Source organism: Pseudarthrobacter quantipunctorum (assembly GCF_045291495.1).
GTDB lineage: Bacteria > Actinomycetota > Actinomycetes > Actinomycetales > Micrococcaceae > Arthrobacter > Arthrobacter quantipunctorum.
In genome coordinates this window covers 1-14,962 of sequence record NZ_CP148033.1, presented here as the reverse complement: position 1 = coordinate 14,962, position 14,962 = coordinate 1, and the positions used below count along the sequence as shown (strand labels likewise).

Below are 14,962 nucleotides of genomic sequence, written 5' to 3'. Positions count from 1 at the left end.
GCAGCCGCCGCTAAGCTAGCGCCATGGCCAACAAAACCACAGCAGAAAAGCTCGCCACCCTCCAGAAGGGCTACACGCTGGAAGGCGCCACCATCGAATTGGGGGCCGCCATCATCGACGGCGAACTCCACAAGGACGCGCCGGTGCGGCTGCCGCTATCGATGATGAACCGGCACGGACTCGTCGCCGGCGCCACCGGCACGGGCAAAACCGTCACGCTGCACATGATGGCCGAGCAGCTTTCCACCGCCGGGGTGCCGGTCTTCCTGGCCGACATCAAGGGCGACCTGTCCGGCCTGGCCACCGCCGCCACCGGCAGTGAAAAGCTGACCGCACGTACCGAGGGCATCGGGCAGGCCTGGCAGGGCCGGACGTTCCCGGTGGAGTTCCTGGCCCTGGGCGGCGACGGCAACGGCGTCCCGGTACGCGCGACCGTATCCTCGTTCGGCCCCATCCTGCTCTCCAGGATCATGGAGCTGAACGACACGCAGGAATCCAGCCTGCAGCTGGTGTTCTACTTCGCAGATAAGAACGGCCTGGAGCTCATCGACCTGAAGGACCTTCGCGCGGTGATCCAGTTCCTCACCTCAGCCGAAGGCAAGGACCAGCTGGAGGAACTCGGCGGACTGTCCAAGGCCACGGCCGGCGTCATTCTGCGGGAACTGGTGAGTCTCGAGGCGCAGGGACTGGAGAAGTTCTTCGGCGAGCCGGAGTTCGACACCGCGGAGCTGCTTCGGACCGCCCCGGACGGACGAGGGGTGATCACCTGCCTGGAGCTGCCCACCCTGCAGACAAAGCCCATGCTGTTCTCCACCTTCCTGATGTGGCTGCTGGCCGACCTTTTCGAGGACCTGCCCGAGGCCGGCGACCTGGACAAGCCCAAGCTGGTGTTCTTCCTCGACGAAGCCCACCTCCTCTTCAACGACGCCTCCAAAGCCTTCCTGGAGGCCATCACCACCACGGTCCGGCTCATCCGGTCCAAGGGCGTGGGGATCTTCTTCGTCACCCAGACTCCCAAGGACGTCCCGGCGGAGGTCCTCGGCCAGCTGGCCAACCGGGTGCAGCATGCCCTCCGCGCGTTCACCCCCGAGGACGCCAAGGCCCTCAAGGCCACGGTGTCCACATTCCCCATGAGCGACTACGACCTCGAGGAGACGCTCACGTCTGCCGGCATTGGCGAGGCCGTCATCACGGTGATGAACGAGAAGGGCGCCCCTACGCCTGTCGCGCTCACCAGGCTCCGCGCCCCCGAGTCCGTCATGGGCCCCAGCGACGAAGCCCTGGTGCGCAGCACCGTTGCGGGCTCGGCCCTGCTGGCAAAGTACGGGACGGCCGTGGACAAGCACTCGGCTTTCGAAAAACTGTCAGGGAAGGCGGCAGCGCCCGCCGGATCGGGTTCGGGCGGGTCGGCGCCGGGCGGGACTGTTCCGGGCGGGGCAAGCCAGGACGATGTCGACGCCGAGGCGCGCCGGATCGAGGAGGAGATCCTTGGGCGGCCCAGCAGCAGGCCCGCCCCGTCCGCCACAGCGGGGCGGCGCATGCCGGCCGAAAACGCCCCTGCCCCGCGGCCGGGTGCGGGGGACTCGATGGCTGGCGACATCGGCGGGATGCTCGGCGGCGCCCTGGGCGGCGGGCTGAAAAGCATGGCCAGGTCCATCGGCACCCAGCTCGGGCGGGAGCTGCTGCGCGGCGTGTTCGGCACCTCCTCCCGGCGCCGCCGCCGCTGAAAGGTACCGCATCCGGCTGACTCAACTGCCGCCGTCGGACGCATGGCAGGTAACGTATGGAACGTGCAGATGAGTCAAGCGTTGGTGAGGATCGCGGCCGGATGGCTGCTGGGACTCATGCTTGCCGTCGCCGGCGCCGTGGTTGCGGTGAACCTGGTCAACAACACAGTGGCCAGCCCGCAGCAGCCCGTGCGCGAATATCTGGACGCGCTGCAAAGCGGTGACGGCGGCAAGGCACTGGGGCTCCTGCGGGCTACGGTCCCGCCCAGCAACGCCGCCATGCTCGACGGAACGGCCCTGCAAACCGCTACGTCCCGGTTCACGAATGTGGAGATCGGCGAGCCGGAGGAACGCCCGGACAACCAGGTCATGGTGCCCCTGGAGTACACCATTGACGGCAGCAGGCTCCGCACCGAGTTCCTGCTGCGAAAGACCGGAACAGAGTGGATCTTCTTCAACACATGGGCTTTCGTTCCGTCCAGGCTGCCCACGGTGGACATCACGGTGGTCAATTCCAGTGAGGCCACCGTCAACGGCGTACCCGTCAACATGCCCAACGGCCGGAACTCCTTTGCGGTCTTCTACCCCGGCGAATACGAGGCATCCGTGAACGGGGAGTACTTCTCGGCGGCCCCCACACGGGCCACGGTCACGGCACGGGACGCCCCGGTGGCCCCGCTCAACCTCCTCACCCAGGCCACGGACGACCTGAAGAAGGACGTGTCCGCGAAGGTTCGGGAATTCCTGGACGGCTGCGCCGCTGTTGCAGCCAAGGAACAGAAACTCCAGCCGGACTGCCCCTTTTACTACGCCAGCAACAACACGGTGCAGGACGGCAGCATCAAGTGGACCGTGACGGAATACCCCAACGTGTCCATTGAGCCCTTCGACGGGCGCTGGGTGGTGGCTCCGCTCGACGGAAAAGCCAAGGTGGAAGCCCTCCAGCAGAACCTGTTCACCGGCGCCTGGTACCCGCTCAGCGAGGAAGTGGACTTCAGTTTCACCACCCGCCTGGACGTCAGCGGGGACACGGTCAAGGTCACGCCGGTACTGAGCTTCTAGGGCCGGATTCCGCCACACGGGCCCGGCTTTGGTGGCCAAACAGCAGGTTTACCAGCCGTTGTGGCGCCAGCCGGGCGAATAACCGGGCCGGTTTGGTTGCGGCCACCGCAGCGAGCCCCGGGCAAGAACCTCGCGGACCTGCGCCAGGACAGCTTCGGGTGAATGAACCACGTCGTCGTAGAAGAATCGCAGCACGGGAAGGCCCTGCAGTATTGCGGAGTTGTCCCTGCGGCGGTCCTTCTTGAACTGCCTGGCTTCAAGATGGAAGGCCAGCCCGTCAATCTCCACGATGAGGAACCCCTCCAGCAGGAAGTCAGCACGGCCGATGCCATCGATCCACACTTGGGTTTCGGTAAGAATGCCTGCGTCCCGGAAGAGCACCCGGGCCAGGGTCTCCAGGAGGGAATCCGCGCCCCGGTCAACCTTGGACACTACATTCCGCGCTTTGCCGCACCGGGGTCCGTCCAAGTGGCGGAGCAGGTATGGCGGATCGATGTCTCCGCGGTTGTACGCACACTCCACCATCACCAGGGACTCGAGTTCCGGCAGGCACAGCAGGGCATGAAGCAGGACATCAGGTAGTGCGGCAAGCGTCCGGTGGCGAGGCGGCTGCGTCAAGTCGGTACGGTGGCTGATACACCTTACTGCGCTTCGGCCGTTGCCCTGCCAGTAGTGGGGCCTTGCAGGAGGCCGAAGCTGCCACAGGCCGTATGTCGGAGCAGCAGAAACGCACGTAATCAGACCGCGGGCGCGCCCCGCAGCCACCAGTTCACGGTCTGCGTCAGCCACGGCCAGGAGTCCCCGATCCAGCCGAAGCACCTGGCCGCTGCGGACCGCACGGCGAAGCTCCGTATCCGTGGCACCGGCGGCCACCACATCCCGCCGCAGCAACACTCCACCAGCTGATCTAAGGATTTCCGTTGGGTCCATCAGGCCAGAATGTCTGCCATCCTGGCCCCGCGTCAGCCTCGAGCGGTGCTATGTGAACAAGACGGCCCCAAGTTGGCCCACTTTTTGGGGGGAAGCAGCAACAAACAGCCCGGTTCCCACTCCTCATGGGGTGGAAAACCGGGCCACTCTGGTCATCAAGGTGCGGCGCGTCAGTCCATCCCGCGCAGGTCCAGCACCAGCTCGGTATCGCCGTCGCCCTGCAGCACCACGGGGATGCCCCAGTCCTGCTGGTAGAGGTGGCAGGCGGCGTGGTCCGGGATCTCGCCGTCCTCGGTCTCGGGCCCGTCGCAGGCGGCAGCCCGGGCGGTGATGTGCAGGATGCCCTCCGGGACGTCCGGTGAGAGCTCCAGCGTTCGGAGGAGCCCCACCGAGGTTCCGCCGCCGGACGCCAGCAGCTCCGGCGGCGTGGAGGAGATCTTCAGCTGGGTGGGATCACCCCAGCGGTCATCCAGCTTCTGCCCCGTGGGGGCGGTGAAGCGGACCGTCAGGTCCAGGGGACCGGGTGCAACGGGGCTCTTGGGCCGGTGCGTCTGGACCGCGCCTTCGTCCACCTGCTGGGCTTCCTTGGGGATGGGAACGAACACCACCTGGTGCTTGTTCGCCTCCACCACCACCAGCAGCGGCTCGGACCCGGCGGAGTGCGTGTGGTCCACAATCACGTCGGACGGCTCCAGGAGGCCGCGCGCCAGGGTGGACACTGTGCGGTTGGCGGGGTCATACCGCCGCACGGCGCCGTTATAGGTGTCGGCCACCGCAACGGACCCGTCCGGCAGGACGGTAACGCCCAGGGGGTGCTGCAGGCGTGCCTCTGCAGCCTCTCCGTCCCGGAAGCCGAAGTCGAACAGCCCCTTGCCGATCGCGGACTCCACGGTAACCGTACCGGCGTCGTCAATGGCCAGCTTGCGGAGGGCTGACGTTTCGGAATCAGCCACCCAGATGTTGCCCTCGGCGTCCTCGGCCAGGCCGGAAGGCTGGGCAAACCACGCCTCGTGCGCGGGGCCGTCAAGCAGGCCTTCAAGACCGTTGCCCGCCACGATGGCTACAGCCCCGGTGACGGGGTCGAAACTGAAGATCTGGTGCACGCCGGCCATGGCAACCACCACGGCGTTGAGCTTCCTGGACCATACGACGTCCCAGGGCGAGCTCAGGGCCACGTCCAGCGGGTGCCCGCCGAGCTGGCCCGTGAATCCCGCTGCGTCCTCGTCCACGCGCGCCGGACCGGACTCCAGCAGGCGCTGGACGCCGCTGCCGGCAAGGGTGGAGGCCTTACCATCCGCGAGGGACAGCCCACGGAGCCGGTGGTTGACGGAGTCGGCAATCACAACGTCGTAACCCGCCTTGGCTGCCACGTCTTCCGGCAGCAGGACCAGGCCTTGGGGCTCGTTGAACTGGGCCACGGCGGAATCCCCGGCAGCGGGGCCATCCGCGTGGCCCCTTACACCGGAACCGAAGGTGCCCAGGACGGTATGGAAGTCCGTGCCGAGCTCCACCAGCCGGTGGTGTCCCGTGTCGGTGACCAGCCACGAACCCTTGCCGGCAGCACCGTTTCCTGCGGCACCTGCCGCTGCGCCGCCGTCGGACGTTCCATTCCCGGCGGTGGATCCGCGGCCCGGCGGCAGGAAGAGGGCCTTGCCGGGGAAGCGCAGGGTGCCGGAGGTGGGCTCCGGGGCGACGTACGGGCCGGAACCGCGGTGAAGCGTGCCCTTGGCCTCATGTTCGGCGATGAGCTCGGGAATCAGCACGGCCAAGCCGTCCGCGTGGCCTTCGCCGGAGAGGTGCGCCACGATGTAGCCCTCGGGGTCGATGACCACAAGGGTGGGCCAGGCGCGGGCGGTGTACGCCTTCCAGGTCTCCAGCTCGGGATCGTCCAGGACCGGGTGGTGGATCTCGTAGCGCTCAACGGCGGCGGCCAGCGCCACCGGATCTGCCTCGTGCTCGAACTTGGGCGAGTGGACGCCCACCGTGACGAGGACGTCGGAGTACTGTTCCTCCAGCGGCCGGAGTTCGTCCAGCACATGCAGGCAATTGATGCAGCAGAAGGTCCAGAAATCCAGCAGCACGATCTTGCCGCGCAGGGCTTCCAGGTCCAGCGTCTTGCCGCCCGTGTTCAACCAGTTGCGGCCCACCAGTTCGGAGGCCCGGACCCGGGCATGCGTGCGTACGGTTTCGCTCATCAGCGTCCTTCCAGCTTGTTGCGTTCAGCCAGCCTGGCGTCGCGTTCGGCCAATTTGGCAAACATATCGTTGTAAGCGGTGAGATCGGCGTCGTTATTCCTGTCCGCCGCCCTGTCCACGCGTTTGGTCTCCCGCTGGTCCGAGCGGGACCACATGATGGCCACACCGATGGCCACCAGCAGGGTGGGCACCTCGCCGATGCCCCAGGCCACTGCGCCGCCCATCTGCTGGTCCAGGAGGGCCGAGGGGCCCCACTCCCTGCCCAGGTTGCCGAAGTAGTCCGCGGCGAGGAGGTTGGTCCCGCCCATAATGGCGACGCCGAAGAAGGCGTGGAAGCCCATGGTGGCCAGGAGCAGCAGGAGCCGCATGGGGTACGGCGCCCGGCGCGGAAGCGGGTCGGTGCCGATCATGGTCAGCACAAAGATGTACCCCGTGAGCAGGAAGTGCACAATCATCAGCTCGTGGCCTACGTGTTCCCGCATGGCGAAGCCGAACAGGTCCGAGTAGTAGAAGAGCACAATGGACCCGGCAAAGTTGGCTGCCGCGAAAAGCGGGTGGGTGACCAGCTGCGAGAACTTGGAGTGGATGAACACCAGCAGCCACTCCCGGGTTCCACGGGAGCCGTCACCCCGGGCGGGCAGGGCCCGCAGGGCGAGCGTCACCGGCGCCCCGAGCACCAGGAAGATCGGGGCCACCATGGTCAGTGCCATGTGGTCCACCATGTGCGCCGAGAACAGTATGCGGCCATAGACCGACGGCGGGCCGGACGTGATGTAGGTCAGCACCAGGAGTCCAATGACCCAGTTCACGGAGCGGAACCACTTCCACTTGTCACCGCGCCGGTGGACCTTGGCCACGCCCAGGAAGTAGGCGACGAGGCCGAACAGCGCTGCGGCGATCCAGAGCCAGTCCAGGCGCCACTCGGTGAGCCAGCGCTCCGGTGTGAGCACAGGCGGAAGCTCGTAGCCTGTGAGGATGAAGGCGGGCGAAACGTCGGGGGCGAAGGTGGTGGGCTCCGGCGGGGCGGAACGGCCCAGGGCGACGGCGACACCAGAGGTTGCGCCCATCACCAGGAATTCCGCCAGGACCAGCTGCCAGAGCACACGCCGCGAGGACAGGGTTGAGCCCTTGCGGCCCAGCTGCGGGATCACCCACTGCCGGTGCATGAATCCAATCCCTCCCAGGACCACGGTGGCCGCGGACTTGGCCAGGATCAGCTGGCCGTAGGGGGAGCCGAAGAGGTCCCCCCAGTTGGTGATCCTGATGCTCGCGTTGATGACACCGGAGGCGAACACCAAGACGAAGGCGAAGCCGGCGAGGGACGAGAACCGGCGGAGCGTGGGTTCCGTAATGTCGGCCGAAGCTGCGGCTTTGGGGCCGGTCAGGATTCCGGAGAGCAGGGCCAGCATGATGATGCCGCCCACCCAGGTGCTGACACCCACCAGGTGCAGGCCCAGGGAGTTGATGGCGCCTTCGTGGTCTGCGGAACTCGACGAGTGGCCGATCAGGGCGGTGGGCACCAGCCCCACCAGGGCCAGGACCAGCGTCAGAGCGAGTCCCCCGAGGGACCTCACGCCGAACAACGCAGTCGTCACGATTGCCGCGATGATGGTGACGGTCAGCCAGGCGCGCCCGGTCTCGATGTCCGTCATGAAGAAGACCAGGGCCTGGGTAAACTCAGCGTCGCCGGAGAGTGCCTGCCCTGCGACATCGGAGTAGGTAAGGACCAGGACGGCAATTGCGGACAGTGTCCACGCGGCACCTGCCACGGACGCCACGGCCAGGGCGCGGCTGAAGGCGGGATGCTCAGGTGCCTCACTGCCGGCAGCGTCTTTGGCCCGGCTGCGGGGGCCCGCACCCCGGGGGAGGATCCCGACGGCGAAGAGCAGCCCGCCGATGACGGTCGCCAACGAGACGTTGTGGATGGCCTTGCTGACGGGGAGGCCCCAGCGGACAAACGCCCCGGGGTCGGAGACCGCCCGGGCGCCAGCAGCGCCGGAGAAGATCAGCGCCGCTGCAAGGCCCAGGAACAGGGCAGCCAGCCCGGCCACCTGCCAGCCCCGGGGAATGCCCAGGGAGCCGCTGTCCTTGCCCGGCGCACCCTTGCCCGGCGCTCCCTTGGCAGGAACGGACTGGGGGTGGGTGGAACGTGGTTTTGCGGCAGAAGACACCATTCCATTGTCCGCTACGCCTGCCCGGCCCGCGAATCGGGCTTAAAAGCAAAAGGAGCGGCAACCTTGTGGTTGCCGCTCCTTTTCCGCGCCGGCTCAGTGCCGGGGAGGAAGAAGCTTACTTCTTGTTGGAGACTGCAGCCTTCAGCTTGGAGCCGGCGGTCAGCTTGACGCTGTGGCCTGCGGCGATCTGGATGGTCTCGCCGGTCTGCGGGTTGCGGCCGGTGCGTGCTGCACGGTCGGTGCGCTCGACGGCGAGCCAGCCCGGGATGGTGATCTTCTCGCCCGCGGCGACAGAAGTCTCGAAAACCTCGAACAGTGCGTCGAGGACGGAGTTGACGGCTGCCTGGCTGGTGCCGGCCTTGCCTGCTACCTCTGCAACAAGTTCACTACGGTTCTTAGCCATTTATGTCCTCCTGGACGGTCATGATTCTGGAGCCTGAACGCGGCATGCGTACAAGCCACTGTTCGAAAACTTACCAGCTTGGGCCCCTCCGTTCCGCAAATTCCGCGTGTTTCCGCCACTTTTTGAGGTTAATCACCGGGTTTGCGGGGTTTTCACTCCCGGATTCAGCCACCAGCGGACGCTCCTTGACGCAATGCCGGCCCACCCTGCGACGCTCTCTCACTTGATGTGGGGTTCTGCGGGACGCTCTATCAGATGATGTGGGGTTCCCCCGGGATCCTCCATCAGTCGATGCGGGGTTCCCCGGGACGCTCTCTCAGATGATGTGGGGTTCCCCGGGATCCTCTATCAGTAGATGCGGGATTCCCCGGGACGCTCTCTCAGTTGATGTCGGCTTTCCAGGGGCGCTCTCTCACTCGATGTGGGGTTCTTGTGGATCCTCTCTCACTCGATGTGGTGTTGGGGGTTTGTTGCCGGCAGTGAGGTGAGAGACGATCCCCCGGGAAAGCCCCATTAAGTGCGAGAGCATCGAGGGGGAAAGCCCCATGAGGTGAGAGAGCGTCCCCCGGGAAGCGGCATCAGGTGAGAGAGCGTCCGGGGGGTGGGTCCTCGGGAGGGTCTCTGGGGTTGGGTTTTGGGGGTGGTTCCTGTGGTGTGTGTGTTAAATGTGGGAGGCCCCAACCACGTATGTGGTTGGGGCCTCGACCGTTAATGTGTGTCCGGCGGTGACCTACTCTCCCACACCCTCCCGGGTGCAGTACCATCGGCGCTGTGGGTCTTAGCTTCCGGGTTCGGAATGGGACCGGGCGTTTCCCCCACGCTATGACCGCCGTAACCCTGTTACCCGCCACCTGTGTGTCCGTAAGGGACGTTCGGGTGTGGGAAATCTGTGTGGTTACAACATTGTGGTGTTGTTATGTAGTTGTTGGTTCCTTGCCAGCAAACGGGTGGGTTTGTTGGTTGGGAACCACATAGTGGACGCAAGCAGTCTTGTTATCTTCTTACCCTTTCCTGGTGTGAACGTCTTTTGAATCCGTTCACGGAAGAGGGTGTGTGGTGTAAGTTATCGGCCTATTAGTACCGGTCAGCTTCACGAGTCGTTAGTCCTCGCTTCCACATCCGGCCTATCAACCCAGTGGTCTGGCTGGGGGCCTCTCACACACAAGGTGTATGGAAATCTCATCTTGAAGCGAGCTTCCCGCTTAGATGCTTTCAGCGGTTATCCCATCCGAACGTAGCTAATCAGCGGTGCACTTGGCAGTACAACTGACACACCAGAGGTTCGTCCGTCCCGGTCCTCTCGTACTAAGGACAGCCCTTCTCAAATTTCCTGCGCGCGCAGCGGATAGGGACCGAACTGTCTCACGACGTTCTAAACCCAGCTCGCGTACCGCTTTAATGGGCGAACAGCCCAACCCTTGGGACCTACTCCAGCCCCAGGATGCGACGAGCCGACATCGAGGTGCCAAACCATGCCGTCGATATGGACTCTTGGGCAAGATCAGCCTGTTATCCCCGAGGTACCTTTTATCCGTTGAGCGACGGCCATTCCACAATGTACCGCCGGATCACTAGTCCCGACTTTCGTCCCTGCTCGAGATGTCTCTCTCACAGTCAAGCTCCCTTGTGCACTTACACTCGACACCTGATTGCCAACCAGGCTGAGGGAACCTTTGGGCGCCTCCGTTACTTTTTAGGAGGCAACCGCCCCAGTTAAACTACCCATCAGGCACTGTCCCTGACCCGGATTACGGGCCGAAGTTAGATGTCCAAAGTGACCAGAGTGGTATTTCAACGATGACTCCACCCGAACTGGCGTCCGGGCTTCAACGTCTCCCACCTATCCTACACAAGCCACTCCGAACACCAATACCAAACTATAGTAAAGGTCTCGGGGTCTTTCCGTCCTGCTGCGCGTAACGAGCATCTTTACTCGTACTGCAATTTCGCCGAGTTTATGGTTGAGACAGCGGGGAAGTCGTTACTCCATTCGTGCAGGTCGGAACTTACCCGACAAGGAATTTCGCTACCTTAGGATGGTTATAGTTACCACCGCCGTTTACTGGGGCTTAAATTCTCAGCTTCGCCTTGCGGCTAACCGGTCCTCTTAACCTTCCAGCACCGGGCAGGAGTCAGTCCGTATACATCGTCTTGCGACTTCGCACGGACCTGTGTTTTTAGTAAACAGTCGCTTCCCCCTGGTCTCTGCGGCCCCGATCCCCTCCGGACAGCAAGTGTCCATCAAGGTTGGGGCCCCCCTTCTCCCGAAGTTACGGGGGCATTTTGCCGAGTTCCTTAACCATAATTCTCTCGATCGCCTTAGTATTCTCTACCTGATCACCTGTGTCGGTTTGGGGTACGGGCGGCTAAAACCTCGCGTCGATGCTTTTCTCGGCAGCATAGGATCACCAAATCCCCCCAAACGGGGGTCCCATCAGATCTCAGGCATCATGAACAGCGGATTTGCCTACCGTTCGCCCTACATCCTTAGACCGGGACAACCATCGCCCGGCTTGGCTACCTTCCTGCGTCACACCTGTTAATACGCTTGCCTCCCAGGATCAGGTCCTGCGCTCCACCAAAACCCTCACACCACAAGGGCGATCGGGCAGGTCTCGGGCAGTTAGTATCCCCTGTTCAGCATGGGCGGTTTTTCGCCGGTACGGGAATATCAACCCGTTGTCCATCGACTACGCCTGTCGGCCTCGCCTTAGGTCCCGACTTACCCAGGGCAGATTAGCTTGACCCTGGAACCCTTGATCATTCGGCGGACGGGTTTCTCACCCGTCTTTCGCTACTCATGCCTGCATTCTCACTCGTGTAGGCTCCACCGCTGGTTTACACCGCGACTTCACCGCCCACACGACGCTCCCCTACCCATCCAGACGCCTGAACCACAAGGGCTTAGCTAATATCTGAATGCCACAACTTCGGCGGTGTACTTGAGCCCCGCTACATTGTCGGCGCGGAATCACTTGACCAGTGAGCTATTACGCACTCTTTTAAGGATGGCTGCTTCTAAGCCAACCTCCTGGTTGTCTTCGCAACTCCACATCCTTTCCCACTTAGCACACGCTTAGGGGCCTTAGTTGGTGGTCTGGGCTGTTTCCCTCTCGACTATGAAGCTTATCCCCCACAGTCTCACTGCTGCGCTCTCACTTACCGGCATTCGGAGTTTGGCTGACGTCAGTAACCTTGTAGGGCCCATTAGCCATCCAGTAGCTCTACCTCCAGCAAGAAACACGCAACGCTGCACCTAAATGCATTTCGGGGAGAACCAGCTATCACGAAGTTTGATTGGCCTTTCACCCCTACCCACAGCTCATCCCCTCCATTTTCAACTGAAGTGGGTTCGGTCCTCCACGACGTCTTACCGTCGCTTCAACCTGGCCATGGGTAGATCACTTCGCTTCGGGTCTAGATCACGCCACTGCAACGCCCTATTCAGACTCGCTTTCGCTACGGCTGCCCCACACGGGTTAACCTCGCGACGTAACACTAACTCGCAGGCTCATTCTTCAAAAGGCACGCCGTCACCAGAATCAGACTGGCTCCGACGGATTGTAAGCACACGGTTTCAGGTACTGTTTCACTCCCCTCCCGGGGTACTTTTCACCTTTCCCTCACGGTACTGGTCCGCTATCGGTCATTAGGGAGTATTTAGGCTTATCAGGTGGTCCTGACAGATTCGCACGGGATTTCTCGGGCCCCGTACTACTTGGGATACTCATCCGGGCGGTACACAACATTACGGTTACGGGGCTAACACCCTCTCTGGCCGGCCTTTCAAAACCGTTCACCTATGCCTGCACATCACACCCCACCAGTCCGGCAGAACTGGTATGGAAAGTCCCACAACCCCGACCATGCAACGCCCGCCGGCTATCACACATGGAACGGTTTAGCCTGATCCGCGTTCGCTCGCCACTACTAACGGAATCACTATTGTTTTCTCTTCCTGCGGGTACTGAGATGTTTCACTTCCCCGCGTTCCCTCCACGCACCCTATGTGTTCAGATGCGGGTCACCAGGCAACTCGCGCCCCTGGCGGGGTTTCCCCATTCGGACACCCTGGGATCACAGTCCGGTTATCGACTCCCCCAGGCTTATCGCAGATTCCTACGTCCTTCTTCGGCTCCTAATGCCAAGGCATCCACCGTGTGCTCTTAAAAACTTGACCACAAAAGATCAAAAACGCTAATTTTCGAGAAAACCATGGAACCGGACCGCAAACCAACCACACCAAAGTGCAGCAAGCCACGGACAGATCCAGGTTCATATTCTTGGAAATTGCTTCTTATAAAAGATGCTCGCGTCCACTATGTAGTTCTCAAACAACAACCCCGTACCACACACCCCACACACACAACATGCATGATCGGTGCAGCCAGGAAACCAGAAACAAACAAACCCGCACCCCTCCCCCAAAGGGAAGAACCACGGCCCTGTTGCCTCAGGACCCAACAGTGTGCCAAACACTACCCCACAACCCGCACCAGCCGCGTTCCTGAACACCCGCCCTTCCCAAAGGAAAAGAGAACATCCGTACTAACAACCGGTCCGTGCCACCAGGCACCTATTTGTTGATATTCCACCCTTGAGCACCCGCCGCAGAACAAACGTCTGCGCAACGGGCCTTTACTCCTGACAACCCCCACACCCCGCATACACAGGACATGGGAACTGTAGGTGCTCCTTAGAAAGGAGGTGATCCAGCCGCACCTTCCGGTACGGCTACCTTGTTACGACTTAGTCCCAATCGCCAGTCCCACCTTCGACAGCTCCCTCCCACAAGGGGTTAGGCCACCGGCTTCGGGTGTTACCAACTTTCGTGACTTGACGGGCGGTGTGTACAAGGCCCGGGAACGTATTCACCGCAGCGTTGCTGATCTGCGATTACTAGCGACTCCGACTTCATGGGGTCGAGTTGCAGACCCCAATCCGAACTGAGACCGGCTTTTTGGGATTAGCTCCACCTCACAGTATCGCAACCCTTTGTACCGGCCATTGTAGCATGCGTGAAGCCCAAGACATAAGGGGCATGATGATTTGACGTCGTCCCCACCTTCCTCCGAGTTGACCCCGGCAGTCTCCTATGAGTCCCCACCATCACGTGCTGGCAACATAGAACGAGGGTTGCGCTCGTTGCGGGACTTAACCCAACATCTCACGACACGAGCTGACGACAACCATGCACCACCTGTAAACCGACCGCAAGCGGGGCACCTGTCTCCAGGTATTTCCGGTTCATGTCAAGCCTTGGTAAGGTTCTTCGCGTTGCATCGAATTAATCCGCATGCTCCGCCGCTTGTGCGGGCCCCCGTCAATTCCTTTGAGTTTTAGCCTTGCGGCCGTACTCCCCAGGCGGGGCACTTAATGCGTTAGCTACGGCGCGGAAAACGTGGAATGTCCCCCACACCTAGTGCCCAACGTTTACGGCATGGACTACCAGGGTATCTAATCCTGTTCGCTCCCCATGCTTTCGCTCCTCAGCGTCAGTTAATGCCCAGAGACCTGCCTTCGCCATCGGTGTTCCTCCTGATATCTGCGCATTTCACCGCTACACCAGGAATTCCAGTCTCCCCTACATCACTCTAGTCTGCCCGTACCCACCGCAGATCCGGAGTTGAGCCCCGGACTTTCACGGCAGACGCGACAAACCGCCTACGAGCTCTTTACGCCCAATAATTCCGGATAACGCTTGCGCCCTACGTATTACCGCGGCTGCTGGCACGTAGTTAGCCGGCGCTTCTTCTGCAGGTACCGTCACTTTCGCTTCTTCCCTACTGAAAGAGGTTTACAACCCGAAGGCCGTCATCCCTCACGCGGCGTCGCTGCATCAGGCTTGCGCCCATTGTGCAATATTCCCCACTGCTGCCTCCCGTAGGAGTCTGGGCCGTGTCTCAGTCCCAGTGTGGCCGGTCACCCTCTCAGGCCGGCTACCCGTCGTCGCCTTGGTAAGCCATTACCTCACCAACAAGCTGATAGGCCGCGAGTCCATCCAAAACCACAAAAAGCTTTCCACCCCCCACCATGCGATGAGGAGTCATATCCGGTATTAGACCCAGTTTCCCAGGCTTATCCCAGAGTTAAGGGCAGGTTACTCACGTGTTACTCACCCGTTCGCCACTAATCCAGGAGCAAGCTCCCTTCATCGTTCGACTTGCATGTGTTAAGCACGCCGCCAGCGTTCATCCTGAGCCAGGATCAAACTCTCCGTTGAAGAAAAACAGACACAACCCCAAGCCCCGGGAAAACGGGACCACCAAGGCTGCACAAAATTTGAAACCAGCTGTAAAAACCAGACCACACCACGGGGTGGCGGACCTGGCCAAAACAACCAATCAATAAAACAATTGGTATCAACAAACTTGGCACACTATTGAGTTCTCAAACAACAGACACACCCGGCACCACCACCAGCACTTCTCAGCCGTGGATCGCTCCGGAGCAACTTCTCAAACTTACCGG

General features: G+C 62.1%; 6 protein-coding genes, 3 rRNA genes and 1 pseudogene. 2 read left to right on the top strand and 8 right to left on the bottom strand.

Annotation, left to right across the window (positions count from 1 at the left end; translation table 11 throughout):
* The first annotated feature begins 23 nt into the window (after positions 1-23).
* Positions 24-1,727 (top strand): helicase HerA-like domain-containing protein, encoded by a 1,704-nt coding sequence (locus WHH00_RS00050; protein ID WP_406635440.1) that lies wholly within the window; start codon positions 24-26, stop codon positions 1,725-1,727.
* Between the two features lie 69 nt (positions 1,728-1,796).
* A complete protein-coding gene (locus tag WHH00_RS00045) occupies positions 1,797-2,789 on the top strand; it encodes a hypothetical protein (protein WP_406635438.1) in 993 nt (330 codons plus the stop codon).
* 48 nt (positions 2,790-2,837) lie between these two features.
* Here the strand turns inward: WHH00_RS00045 and WHH00_RS00040 are convergent, their stop codons facing one another.
* The 8 genes and pseudogenes from WHH00_RS00040 to WHH00_RS00005 form a co-directional block, all read right to left on the bottom strand.
* Entirely contained in the window at positions 2,838-3,407 is a 570-nt protein-coding gene (locus WHH00_RS00040; protein ID WP_406638440.1) for an endonuclease domain-containing protein, read from the bottom strand.
* Positions 3,408-3,587: 180 nt separating this feature from the next.
* Positions 3,588-3,719, bottom strand: a pseudogene (locus WHH00_RS00035) (type IV toxin-antitoxin system AbiEi family antitoxin domain-containing protein); the annotation flags it as partial.
* Between the two features lie 170 nt (positions 3,720-3,889).
* The gene (locus tag WHH00_RS00030; RefSeq protein WP_406635436.1) at positions 3,890-5,914 is read right to left on the bottom strand and encodes an NHL domain-containing thioredoxin family protein; all 2,025 of its coding nucleotides are present in this window, start codon (positions 5,912-5,914) and stop codon (positions 3,890-3,892) included.
* Positions 5,914-8,088, bottom strand: a complete 2,175-nt coding sequence (locus WHH00_RS00025) for a cytochrome c oxidase assembly protein (protein ID WP_406635435.1) — start codon at positions 8,086-8,088, stop codon at positions 5,914-5,916. Before WHH00_RS00025 ends, WHH00_RS00030 begins: the two co-directional genes overlap by 1 nt.
* A gap of 115 nt (positions 8,089-8,203) precedes the next feature.
* Positions 8,204-8,491 carry an HU family DNA-binding protein gene (locus WHH00_RS00020; RefSeq protein ID WP_009358243.1) on the bottom strand — a complete coding sequence of 96 codons (288 nt, stop codon included), beginning with the start codon at positions 8,489-8,491 and terminating at the stop codon, positions 8,204-8,206.
* Between the two features lie 717 nt (positions 8,492-9,208).
* Positions 9,209-9,325: ribosomal RNA gene (gene rrf, locus WHH00_RS00015) — 5S ribosomal RNA — on the bottom strand.
* A 219-nt stretch (positions 9,326-9,544) separates the two neighbouring features.
* A 23S ribosomal RNA gene (locus tag WHH00_RS00010) occupies positions 9,545-12,671 on the bottom strand.
* A 520-nt stretch (positions 12,672-13,191) separates the two neighbouring features.
* Positions 13,192-14,714: ribosomal RNA gene (locus WHH00_RS00005) — 16S ribosomal RNA — on the bottom strand.
* Together the 16S, 23S and 5S rRNA genes form the textbook arrangement of a ribosomal RNA operon.
* Positions 14,715-14,962 lie beyond the last annotated feature (248 nt).

Coding starts and splice junctions, on each gene's coding strand:
- WHH00_RS00050 (WP_406635440.1), top strand. CDS start 24: ATGGCCAACAAAACCACAGCAGAAAAGCTCGCCACCCTCCAGAAGGGC.
- WHH00_RS00045 (WP_406635438.1), top strand. CDS start 1,797: ATGAGTCAAGCGTTGGTGAGGATCGCGGCCGGATGGCTGCTGGGACTC.
- WHH00_RS00030 (WP_406635436.1), bottom strand. CDS start 5,914: ATGAGCGAAACCGTACGCACGCATGCCCGGGTCCGGGCCTCCGAACTG.
- WHH00_RS00025 (WP_406635435.1), bottom strand. CDS start 8,088: ATGGTGTCTTCTGCCGCAAAACCACGTTCCACCCACCCCCAGTCCGTT.
- WHH00_RS00020 (WP_009358243.1), bottom strand. CDS start 8,491: ATGGCTAAGAACCGTAGTGAACTTGTTGCAGAGGTAGCAGGCAAGGCC.